Below are 12,995 nucleotides of genomic sequence, written 5' to 3'. Positions count from 1 at the left end.
CCACTCTTGGCAACGGCCCAGATGCCCACCACGGAAGCGATCGAGCGGGTGATGCCCAGGGCGACGAACGACTCGGCGCCCACCCCTCGCTCGATCAGTGCCCGCGCGATGCGGTTCGAGTGTGCGTCGAGTCCCCGGTAGGTAATCGATTCGCTGCCCGCGACGACGGCGACACCGTCCGGGTCGGCGGCAACGGCACCCGCGAGCAACTCCACGAGCGTCTGCGGCGCCGCTCCCTCGACGCCCCGGACCGGAGCCAGCTCAGCGGCCTCCCGCGGATCGAGGATGGGGATGTCTCCCACGGCAATGTCGGTGTCGGTCGCGACGGACTCGAGGATTCGCAGGAAGCGATCCACGAAGCCGTGAACCGTGCCTGCGTCGAAAATTTCCGTCGCATACCCGAGCGACCCGGTGATGCCGGTGGCCGCTCCCGCGTCGGACCACTGCTCCTGCAGGTCGACGGTGAGGTCGAATTTGCTGAACTCGACGTCGACCGCACCGGGAACGGCTTCCAGTCCCTCGAACTCGAGCGACGGAATTCCGTTGACCTGATGCGTCAGAACCACCTGGAACAGCGGCGTGTAGGCGGTGGACCGGGTCGGCTTCAGGGCGTCGACCAGCTGCTCGAACGGAACGTCCTGGTGGCTGAAAGCTGCAAGATCCTGCTCCCGAACGTGTTCGAGGAGAGCCGTGAACGACGCACCGGGCTCGACCTGCGTGCGCAACACCAGCGTGTTGACGAACATGCCGACGAGGTTGTCGAGCGCCTCCTCGCCGCGGCCGGCAATCGCCGCGCCGATGGCAATGTCGGTACCCGCACTCACGCGCGCCAGCAGCACGGACAGCGCCGCATGCAACACCATGAACGAGGAGACATTGTGCTCGCGCGCAAGATCATTCAGCCGGCGGTGCAGGTCGGCATCGATGGTGAAATCGACGGCGGCACCCGTCATCGACCGCACTGCCGGCCTGGGCCGATCGGTCGGCAACTCGAGAACGTCGGGCAGACCCGCCAGAGTCTTCGCCCAGAAGTCGATCTGCTGCGCCGCAAGGGAGTGCGGGTCGTCTTCGGATCCGAGCAGAGCGCGCTGCCAGATCGCGTAGTCGGCGTACTGGATCGGGAGTTCGGGCCACTGCGGCTCCCCTCCCGACACACGCGCGGCGTAGGCCGCCATCACGTCGCGTGCCAACGGCAGTGTCGACGCGCCGTCGGAGGCGATGTGGTGCATCACCACGACCAGAACGTGATCGTCCGCGCCGATGCGGAACAGGCGAGCGCGGATCGGGAGCGTGTCGGTGACGTCGAACCCCTGCGAGCCGAACTCGAACAGGCGAGCCGTCAGATCCGACTCGGCGACCTCGACCGGATCGAGGCCCAGGTCGACGTCCGATGCGGGAAGGATGACCTGGTGTGCGCCGGCATCGGAGTCGGGGAACACGGTTCGCAGGACTTCGTGACGCGCCACGACGTCGGACAGAGCCGACGCCATCGCGGTGACGTCGAGATCACCTCGGAACCGGACCGTCAACGGCACGTTGTATGCGGGCGAGGTCGGGTCGAAGCGGTTGAGGAACCACATGCGCTGCTGCGCTAGCGACAACGGAAGTTGCTCGGGCCGCTGCTGCGCGACCAGGGCCGGTCGGGGTGCCCGATCACCGTCCTGCCGCTCGATGAAGTCGGCGAGTTCGGCGACAGTGGGGACTTCGAAGAGATCTCGCATGCCGACGGTGGCGCCTGTCGCCGCCGACAGACGGGACGCGACGCGTGTGGCGCTCAGCGAATTACCGCCGAGATCGAAGAACGACGCGTCGACGCTCACGCGGTCGACACCGATCACGTCACCGAAGACCGCGGCGACGACCTCCTCCAGCGGGGTGCGGGGTGCGACGAACTCGGCATTATCGGTGGCGAATTCCGGTTCGGGAAGCGCCTTGCGGTCGATCTTGCCGCTCGCGTTGAGCGGCATCTCGTCCACGACGACGAGCGCATCGGGAACCATGTGCGACGGCAGAACCGCACGCAGACGCGAGGTCACGTCGTGAGCCGTCACGGAGGCACCCGCAGCGGCGGTGACATAGCCGACGAGTCGCTGCAGTCCGTGACGCTCGGAGACCACGACGATCGACTGCTTGATGTCGTCCATCGCCGTCAGAGCCGACTCGATCTCGCCGAGTTCGACCCGGAGGCCACGAATCTTGATCTGGAAGTCACTGCGCCCGAGGAAGATCAACTCTCCGTCGGCGCGCTCGCGCACGAGGTCGCCGGTGCGGTACAGGCGCGAGCCCGCATCCCCGCGGGGATTCGCGACGAAGCGCGAGGCGGTGACATCGGCCATTCCGCCGTAACCGCGCCCGACCACGACACCGCCGATGTACAGCTCGCCGGTCACGCCGGCCGGGACGGGACGCAGACGCTTGTCCAAGACGTAGTACTCGGCACCGGGCAGCGGCGACCCGATGGGGATCGGGGTTTCCTCGGCATCCGGAGCCGTCAGGTCGAGCTCGTAGGACGCGGTGACATCCGACGCTTCCGTCGGGCCGTAGGAGTTGACGAGGCGGACGCCTCGTCCGACCAGCTTGGCGTACGCGGCCGGTCGAATCTGCTCACCGCCGAGGACCACGCAGTCGAGCGACGCCATCGTGTCGTCTGCGTCGAGTTCGGCCAGCAATTCGAAGGCGCTGGGCGCCATGTTCACGATGCGGACGTCCGCCATAGCGAGGTGCCGCAGAATGTCGGCGGGGTCGAAGCCCTCGGCCGCCAGATGGACGACGCCGCCGGACATCAACGGAACCCACACGTTCTTCTGCGTCAGGTCGAACAACGGCGAGCTCGCCACGAGAACACCGGTGCCCTCGGCGATGCGCATCTCGTCGCGGTACCAGCGGTAGGTGTTCAGCACACCCGCCATCGGCACCATTGTCGGCTTCGGCCGTCCCGTCGAACCCGATGTCGAGATGACGTAGGCGAGACGGGCTCCCGCCTCGTCGCCCACCCACGGGTCGAACGCGAGATCGCTTCCGTCGCGGGAGTCCAGTGCTCGAACGGTGTCCGGGTCGTCGAGGACCACGGCCGTGTCGAGGACGCGATCGCCCAGCGGCTTCCGTGCGAGTTCGCGCCACGACGACGTCGTGATCGCCGCGCGAGCTCCGCTGGTGTCGATGAGACCCGCGATGCGTTCGAGGGGCCATGCCTGGTCGAGTGGTGAGTAGGCGGCACCGACCTTCCACACCGCGAGCATGCCGACGACCCAGTCGAGTGAACGAGGCAGGATCAGGGCGACGACGTCGTCGTCGCCGATACCCCGCTCGGCGAGCTCGCGGGCCACCTGGTTGGCGCGTCTGTTCAGCTCGGCGCGCGTGGTCGATACTCCCCCGGCGACCACCACGATCGCCTCGGGGTCGCGTTCGACGCTGTCCTGCCACGCCGCGAGGGGGGACTCCAGCCGGGCCGTCGCCGCGTCCGCCGGGGCCGGCTCCACGACGGCAGGTGCGGCCGCGAACTTCTCGAGGTCCACGTCGCCGACAAGCCGGTACGCGTCGGCGATCACCTTGTCCAGGATCGCTCCGAAACCGTCCTGCCCGTCCTCCGACGGCGGAGCCATCATGATGGTCGGAACCAGACCGGACAGAACGACCGACACGATCGCGTCCGGAGCCATTCCCCGATCGGCCAACGGCGCAGACATCAACCGGAGGCGTTCATCGAACTCCCGGTACGTCACCTGCATGCCGTCGTGTGCGACGGCTACGGCGTCGGGCGCGACGTCCACCGCAGCTGCCAGCAGCTGCGGTAGTTCGCGGACCGTCATCGTGCGGGCAGGTCGTGCTTGGCTCAACTTTGCTCTCTCGTGTTCGGTGAGAATGTCGATATCGCCTACGGCGACGAGTGGGTTCTCGACAACGGCCTCGAGGATCCGCACGAACCGCTGCGTGATGCGCTCCACACTCTCCCGTTCGAAGAGGTCGGTGGCGAAAGTGAAGCGGCCGCCGAGGCCGGACGGCCGGCCCTCGTCATCGGCCTTCTCGGACATGGTCAGGGTGAGGTCGTATTTGGCGCCCTCGGCCATGTCCTCGATGACCCGCACGGTGAGTCCGGGCAGTTCGAGCGATTCCAGACGGTTGTTCTGGAACGCCAACATCACCTGGAAGAGCGGCGAGTACGAGGCGGACCGGCGAATCTGCAGCGCTTCCACCAGTTTCTCGAACGGCACGTCGGAATGCCCGAACGCCGCGAGGTCGTTGTCGCGGATCCGTTCGATCAGCGCTGCGAACGAATCACCCGCGTCGACCCGGGCCCGCAAGACGAGCGTGTTGACGAACATGCCCACCAGATCGTCGAGCATCTGGTCGGTTCGCGCCGCATGGGGCGTGCCGACCGTGATGTCGTCGCTGTTACTCAACCGTGCCAGCAAGGTGGTCAACGCCGCGTGGGTCACCATGAACAGTGACGCTCCGTGGTCCCTGCCGAGCTTCTCGAGCCCGCTGCGCAGTTCGGGCGAGATCACGAAGTCGACGGAATCACCGATCATCGACTGACGGGCAGGCCGCGCGTGATCCCGAGGGAGGTCGATCAGCTCCGGTACCCCGGCCAGTGCGTTCTCCCAGTAGGAGATCTGCTCGGCCGCGAGGGACTTGCTGTCGGCGGGATCGCCGAGCACCTCGCGCTGCCACAGGGCGAAGTCGGCGTACTGCACCGGCAACGGCTGCCAGAGCGGAGCCGCACCCGCTGTCCGGGCGCTGTAGGCGACCATCACGTCCCGCGCCAACGGAGCCAACGAGGCACCGTCTGCGCAGATGTGGTGGATCACCAGCACGAGGAGGAACTCCGTGTCGCCGGTCGCGAACAGGCGGATACGCAGCGGCGGGGCCGCCGTGACGTCGAACCCTTCGGTGGCGAATGCGGTGAGTACCGAGTGAAGCTCGGACTCGGGCACCGGCACGGGCGTCAGATCGACCGGCACCTGGTCTACGTCGACGACCTGCTGGTACGGGCCGTCGGCGGAGTCGGGGAACACGGTCCGCAGTGATTCGTGCCGCGCGAGGACATCCGACACGGCGCTCGACATCGCCTCGATGTCGAGGCTGCCGGACAACCGGACCGCGAGCGGGATGTTGTATGCCGACGACGTCGTGTCGTACCGGTTCATCAGCCACATGCTCTGCTGGGCCATCGACATCGGAACCCGCTCGGGACGCGGCTGTGCGACCAGCGCCGGCCGGTCGGACCCCGAACCCGCGCCGTCGGCGACCAAGACAGCCAGGCGCTCGACCGTCGGCGCCTCGAAGAGCTCGCGCACACCCAGTCGTGTTCCCGCTGCCGCGTTCACTCGCGCGACCGCCTTGGTGGCGAGGAGTGAGTTACCGCCGAGGTCGAAGAACGACTCGGCCACACTGATTTTCGACAGTCCGAGTACCTCGGCGAAAACCCCGGCGACCAATTCTTCTGCCGCCGTGCGGGGTTCGACGACCTCACCCTGCAGCGCGTCGAAATCGGGCTCGGGCAGTGCCCGGCGGTCGAGCTTGCCCGCGGTGGTGAGCGGAATCTCGTCGAGCACCAGAACAGCACTGGGCACCATGTGTGCAGGCAGCGTGCCGGAGACGAATCGGGTGACCTCGGCGGCGTCCACCGTGCTCCCGGCCGACGGCAGCACATAGGACACGAGCGCTGTCGCGCCCGAGGGCATGGTGCGGCCCACCGTGGTCGCGAACTCGAGAGCGGGATGCTGAACCAGGGCAGCGTCGATCTCACCGAGTTCGATCCGGAATCCGCGGACCTTCACCTGGAAGTCACTGCGGCCCACGTACTCGACGCCGTACCCGGCGCGATGTTCGGGGTCGACGACGAACCGGACCACATCACCGGTTCGGTACATTCGAGAGCCGTTCCCGCCGAACGGGTTCGCGACGAAGCGCTCGGCGGTGAGGCCGAAGCGGTCATGGTAGCCGCGAGCGAGCCCAAGTCCGGCGATGTACAGCTCGCCGTCCACACCGACCGGGACGGGACGCAGCTGCCCGTCGAGGACGTAGACCGTGACGCCGCAGACCGGCCCGCCGATCTCGATCCGCTTGCCGGGCTCGAGCACGTTACTGACGTTGCTCATCACGGTGGCCTCGGTCGGACCGTAACCGTTGTACATCCGGCGGCCGGGAGCCCAGCGCTCCACCAGTTCCGGGGGGCATGCCTCTCCGCCCACCACCACGACACCGAGTCGGTCCAGCCCCGACGGTTCGACCGACGCCAATGCTGCCGGCGTGACGAACGCGTGCGTCACCTCGTGTTCCGCCAGGAAGCTGCGGAGTTCTTCACCGCCGTACAGGTCTGCCGGCGCCACCACCATCGTGGCCCCGCACCCGAAGGCGAGCAGGAGTTCGAGGACGGACGCGTCGAAACTCGGAGACGCGAAGTGCAGCGTGCGTGCTGCGGGGGTGACCCCGTAATGGGTGCGCTGTTCGGCGGAGAAGTTGGCCAGCCCTGCATGGGTCACGGTGACACCCTTGGGCAGACCGGTGGTGCCGGAGGTGTAGATCACGTAGGCCACATGGAGGGCACGCAGCGGCGCGGTACGCTCAGAATCTGCCAGCGGTGCCGATGATTCCCGCGAGCAGAGTGCATCGCACTCGGCGGAGTCGAGGACCAGCCAGTCGAGGTCCTGGGGAAGTCCCTCGCGCTGCGCCGCGACGGTCAGGCCCAGCATCGATCCGGAGTCGGCGATCATGTGCTCGACCCGCTCGGCCGGATAGCGCGGATCGACGGGCACGAACGCTGCCCCCGTCTTCGCGACCGCCCAGGTGGCGACCACGGAGTGCAGAGAACGCGTCATACCTAGCGCCACAGCAGTTTCCGGACCGACACCGCGCCCGATCAGGACGCGCGCGAGCCGGTTCGACCGCTCGTCGAGTTCGGCGTACGTCAGCGTCGCGCCGTCGGCGATGACTGCGAGGTGCTCGGGATCGAGTGCCACCGACGCGGACAGGATGTCGGGCAACAGAAGCTGTTCGGCGTCCTCGGTGCCGGACACCGCGAGGAGCGACGCACGTTCGGTGCCGTCGAGGATGTCGATGCGGGCGACCGGTGTGTCGACGTCGCCGGACACCGCCTCGAGAACACGGACCACCCGCGCCATGATCTCCCGCACCTGGGTGGATTCGAAGATCTCGGGCAGGAACTTCGCGGTCAGATGAAGGCGCGGGTCCGTCATCGCGACGATGGCGAGCGGGTAGTGGGTGGCGTCGTTGGACGTCACGTCGAGAACACGGAGCCCTTCGATGTCACTGCTCTGCGTGAGTGCCTCACGGTCGAGTGGGTAGGACTCGTAGACCATCAACGTGTCGAACAGCGCGCTCAGACCCAGGCCCTGCTGAATATCGGTCAGTCCGATGTGGTGGTGGTCGAGGAGCTCGGTCTGCTCGTGCTGGATCCGGTCGAGCAGGGTTCGCACGGAGTCGCCGGGGCGCACCCGCACCCGCACGGGAAGGGTGTTGATGAAGAGGCCCAGCATCGATTCGATTCCGGGAACCTGCGGTGGGCGGCCGGAAACGGTGGTGCCGAACAGCACGTCGTCCCGTCCGGTCAGCCTACCCAGCACGATGCCCCAGGCCGCCTGGACCAGGGTATTCATGGTGACGCCGAGCTCACGCGAGCGTTCGGTCATCGCCGCGAGCAGCTCGTCGGGCAGGTCCACGACGAGTTCGCCCGGGGTGAGCGTCGCAGCGGTGTCCTCGTGCGCCGGCGCGAGAAGGGTGGGTTCTTCGACGCCGGCCAGTGCCTGTGCCCACGCGGCCACGGACTGCTGCGGATCCTGGGTGGCGAGCCACTCGAGGTAGTTCCGGTACGGGCGCGGCTGTGGCAGCGCCAGAGCCTCACCGTCCACCGCGTACAGGGTCAGCAGGTCCTGGATGAGGACCGGCAACGACCAGCCGTCGAGCAGGATGTGATGGTTGGTGACGGCGAAGCGGTACCGATCCGGCGCGGTCTCCACGAGCAGGAAACGCACGAGAGGCGGCGCCGTCATGTCGAACCGGTCCGTCCGGTTCGCGAGCATCAGCGCGTCGACTCGAGCTTCGCGGTCTGCCTCCGGCAGCGATCGCAGATCGACGTGCGTCCACGGGACGTCCACATGGTCGACGACGACCTGCATACCGGTGCCGTCCTCGTCCAGGACGAAGGCGGTGCGCAGATTGGGGTGCCGCGCGACGAGGGCTTCCGCGGCCCGGCGCAGGCGATCGACGTCGACCGTTCCACCGAGGTCCATGACGAGCTGAGTGGTGTAGACGTCGGTGGTGCTACTCGCCAACGCGGCGTGGAACAGCAGGCCCACCTGCAGGGGAGCGAGCGACCACACGTCGGCGAGCGCAGGATAGCTGCTCTCGAGCGCATCGATTCGGGGCTGACTCAGTGGTACGAGATCGAGATCGGAGGGAGTCCGTCCGCCGGCGTCCGGCCGCTGAGCGTGCTCGACGAGAGCCTCGAGCGCGCGTTTCCACAGCGCGGTGAACTCCTCCACCTCCGCGGTGGTGAGCACACCCTCCGGAAAATCGACTGTGGCGGAAAGTCGTTGCTCCCCTTCGACATCGACGATCATCGCATTGATGTCGAGCGCGAAGTGCACCGGCATCTCGCTGTTGCGGGTGCCGGTGAGTTCCATGGTGTCGGTGTCGGGCATCCAGCCCGCCGCACGCAGGGCCGCCGGGATGTCGCCCACCGACACGCGACCGAGGTAGTTGAAGCTGATCTGCGGGCTGGGCAGATCGGCGAGTACCGACCTCGTCTCGGCGTTCAGGTAGCGCAGCAGGCCGAAGCCGATACCGTGCTCGGGCACCTGCGCCAACTGCTCCTTGACGGTCTTGAGCGCCGTGCCCGCGGCCTTCCCACCGGCGAGCGCGTCCCCCATATCGTCCACTGGCGCCGCCAGCCGAACGGGATACATGCTGGTGAACCAGCCCACTGTCCGGGACAAATCTGCTCCCGGCAGGACCGTTTCTTCACGGCCGTGACCCTCGAGGTGCACCAGAGTCGACGACTCGGAGATTCCGCGCTCCGCACGCCACGCAGCAACCGCCAGTGCGAGCGCCGTGAGCAGCCCGTCGTTGACACCACCGTGGAACGCACGCGGCACGTGGGTCAGCAGACCGTCGGTGACGTCGGCGGAGACCTCGAGCCGAACCCGACCGGTGGTGGAGACCACGTCGCGGCCGTCGAGAGCCCGCGAGCCGATCAACGGATCGGAGCCGTCGAGCGTGTTGCGCCAGAAGTCCAGTTCCCCAACTCGCCGTGCACTTTTGGCGTTGTCGGACAGTCCGTGCGCCCAGCGGCGCACAGACGTGCCCACCGCCGGGAGCAGCGGATCGGCCCCTGCCGAAATCTGCGACCACGCGGCCGCGAAGTCGGGCACCAGCACTCGCCACGACACACCGTCCACCGCGAGGTGGTGGATGACGACGAGGAGCCGACCGGACTGCGGCTCCGTGCCCTCGCCCTCGCCTTCGATCCCCTCGGGGGCGCCGCCGCCCGCTGCGAACTCCGCGGGCGCGAACCAGACGAACCGCACCACGCGGCCTGCGGTGGGGTCCAGGGTGTCGACGGTTCGTTCGAGGGCGTGTGCCGCCAGCGCCTCGAACGAGTCGCTGCCCGGCCCCTCCGTGAACTCGACCCGGTCGACGAGCTCGTCGACGTCGACGGAGCCGATCGGCGAGATCTGGAGCGTCCAGCCATCCGCAGCGTCGTTGCGCCGCAACACGGAACGAAGAGCGTCGTGGCGATCGACGACCGCCGACAGGGTGCGAAGCAGCCTCTGCCTCTCGACCTTCGGCGGGAGCGTGAGGAGAATGGACTGGGAGAAGCTGTGGAAGTCGCCGCCCAGTTCCGTCATCCAGTGCACCACCGGGGTCAGCGGCATCGTGCCGATACCGGCGCCCGGCAGTTCCTCGAGAACGTGGACCGTCGCGGAATCGGAGGCCGAGGTGGCGACCTCGGCGAGAGAGGCCACGGTCTTGCGCTCGAAGACGTCGCGGGCCGTGAAGAGGACGCCGGCTTCCTTGGCCCGGGACACCAGCTGAATCGAGACGATGCTGTCGCCGCCGAGCGCGAAGAACGAGTCGCCGACGCTGACGCGCGGAACGCCCAGAACCTCGGCGAAGAGGCCTGCGATCGACTCCTCCATGGCACTGCGGGGAGCGATGTATTCACTGGCTTCCGCCGCGAAGACAGGTTCGGGCAATGCCTTGCGGTCGAGTTTTCCACTCGCCCCGACCGGCATCTCGGCGATCACCATGACGGAATCGGGAACCATGTAGGACGGTACGGCGCGGCCGACGTGGGCGATCAGCGCTGCGACATCCACGTCCGAGCCGGATTCGGGGACGACATAGCCGACCAGCCGCTGCCCCAGGGAGCTGTCGTGCACCACCGCAACCGATTGCGCGACATGGGGATACGAGGACATCGCGGCCTCGATCTCGCCCAGCTCGATCCGCAGGCCCCGAACCTTGACCTGGAAGTCCGTGCGGCCGAGGTACTCGATACTGCCGTCCACCCGCCACCTGACCAGGTCGCCGGTACGGTACAGCCGGGACCCGGAAACCCCGAAGGGGTTGGCTACGAAGCGTTCTGCCGTGAGGTCGGGCCTGCCCTCGTATCCGCGAGCGGTTTGTGCCCCCGCCAGATAGAGCTCTCCTGCGGATCCGATGGGCGTGGGTCGCAGGTGACCGTCGAGCACGTACGCCTCGGTATTCCACACGGGAGTTCCGATGGATACCGTGTGGACGGCCTCGCGATCGACTTCTCCTGCGGTGGCGTGCACGGTGAATTCGGTGGGGCCGTACAAGTTGTGCAGCGCCGCGTCGGATCGGGCCCGGAACGCAGCCGCCACTGACGGCGGAAAAGCCTCTCCCGCAACGAGAACCAGCCGAAGAGAGGCCAGTTGGTCCCGGCCGGCCTCGGAGGTGAACACCGAGAGCATCGACGGAACGAACGAGGTGGCCGTGACCTTCTCGCGGGCGATCAGATCGGCGAGGTATCCCGGATCGCGGTGCCCCTCGGGCGCCGCGATCACGAGGCGTGAGCCCGAGACGAGTGGTGCGAACAGCTCCCACACAGAGACGTCGAAGGTCGTGGGGGTTTTCTGCAGCACGACATCGTTCGCGTCGAGTTGGTAGCGCTCCGCGATCCAGGCGACCTGATTCAGCACGGACCCGTGGCCGACCGCCACGCCCTTCGGACGTCCGGTGGACCCGGAGGTGTAGATGACGTAGGCGGGATTGGCGGGCCGAAGGTCCGCCAGTCGCTCGGCATCACGGATCGGGCCGGCGTCGATGCTCTCGAGGTCGAGTGCGTCGATCTCGACCACGTCGTGGCCGGGCGGAAGTGTCAACCGGTCCCGGGTCACCGTCAGGATGCACTGCGGTCGGGCGCTGTCGAGGACGTAGGCGGTGCGCTCGGCTGGATGATCGGGGTCGAGCGGGACGTAGGCAGCACCCGCCTTGACCACCGCGTACATCGCCACCATCGAGTCGAGGGAGCGGCGGATCGCGAGGGCGACCTTCGTCTCCGGTCCCACACCACGCCCGATCAGCACCCGGGCCAGACGGTTGACGCGCGCGTCGAACTCGCGATACGTCCACTCCTGCCCCTCGAACACCAGCGCCGTCGCGTCGGGGGTTCGGGCGACCTGGGCGTCGAACAGGTCGACGATCGTTCCGGCCGGCGGTGTGACGACCTCGCCGTTCCAGCCCGACACCACCTGCTCACGTTCCTCGGAACTCATCGGGGCCAGATCCGACACGGGCGCGTCGTCGCCGGCCCCGAGGAACCGCTCGAAGAAGTCGAAGAATCGGCTGTGGTGCCGGTTCAACTCGTCCGCGGAATACAGATTGGGGTTGGCTTCGAAGTCGATGTGGATCTTGTGGCCCGCGACGCCCTGGTAGATGTTCAGGGAAAGATCTTCGACCGGGCCCGTCGTGAGCACATTCTGATGTCCGGTGACGGTGCCCAGCTTGATCTCGCTGTGGAACATCATGATGTTGATGGACGGGCCGAAGAAACCGCGCTGTCCCTGGGGCGCGCCGGCGTCGCGGCGGATGTCCTCGTGCCGATAACGCTGACGGCGCAGAGCGCCCGTCAGCTCGATCTGCACACTCTTGACCAGCTCCGGAACCGTCATCTCCGGAGTGATCTGAAGGCGGAGCGGCACGATGTTCGACACCATTCCGCCGGAGCGGCGCAGCGTGGCGGTGGTGCGTGCCGAGACGGGGAGGCTGAGCACGACGTCCGTGCGGTCGGTCATGTGGGCGAGGTAGGCGGCGAATGCGGCCACCACGACGGGAGCGGAACTTGCGTTCGTCCCGTCCAGTGCCTCGTCCAGCAAGGTCGCGGTCGATTCGGGCAGTGCCTCGGAGGAGAGCCGCGCGAACTTGCCCACCTTCGCGGCGCGACCGGCGAGGCTGGGCGCTTCCGGCAGGTGCGCGGTGCGTTCGGCCCAGTATTCCCTGTCTTTCGCGAACCGTTCGGAGCTGCGGTAACGCTGCTCGTCTTCGACGATCCGGACGAGGTCTTCCGCGCGCGGTGCAGGCGGCTCCGTGGACTCGACCAGCGCCGTGTAGATCTCTGCGATCCGGGCGATGAGCGCCATCGCCCCGAACCCGTCGAGCGCGATGTGGTGAATGCGGCAGAACCAGAAGTAGTGATTCTCACCGACGTGCAGAAGGTAGACCACGACCAGACGGTCTTCGAGAAGGTCGACGGGAGCGCTGTAATTGGCGCGCATCCACTTCTGGGCAGCGTCGACGGAGTCGTCCTCGCCGCGGAGGTCGACGTACGTGATGGCGTCATCCAGCGTCTTGTCGACGTACTGGTGCGGCACACCGTCGATCTCGACGAGGCGGAGGAAGCCCGAGCCGAATTCCCGGCCGGAACGGATGGTGGCTTCGGTCAGAAGGTCGAGGTCGATGTCTCCGCGGAGTTCGATGTACTGAGCGATGGTGAGAGGAATGTCGCCCAT

1 protein-coding gene (cut by a window edge) is annotated in these 12,995 nt (G+C 67.4%); it reads right to left on the bottom strand.

Annotation, left to right across the window (positions count from 1 at the left end; all coding sequences use genetic code 11):
- Window positions 1-12,995 carry the 5' end (the start) of a non-ribosomal peptide synthase/polyketide synthase gene (locus GFS60_RS25570; RefSeq protein WP_236603286.1) on the bottom strand. Its footprint begins 20,767 nt before the window's first position, so the window shows 12,995 of its 33,762 coding nt (coding positions 1-12,995); it begins with the start codon at window positions 12,993-12,995; its stop codon lies beyond the left edge, outside the window.

The organism is Rhodococcus sp. WAY2, assembly GCF_009859915.1.
GTDB classification, from domain to species: Bacteria; Actinomycetota; Actinomycetes; order Mycobacteriales; family Mycobacteriaceae; genus Rhodococcus_F; species Rhodococcus_F oxybenzonivorans.
The sequence above is the reverse complement of the archived record's forward strand: the minus strand, read 5'-3'. Positions and strand labels throughout refer to the sequence as shown.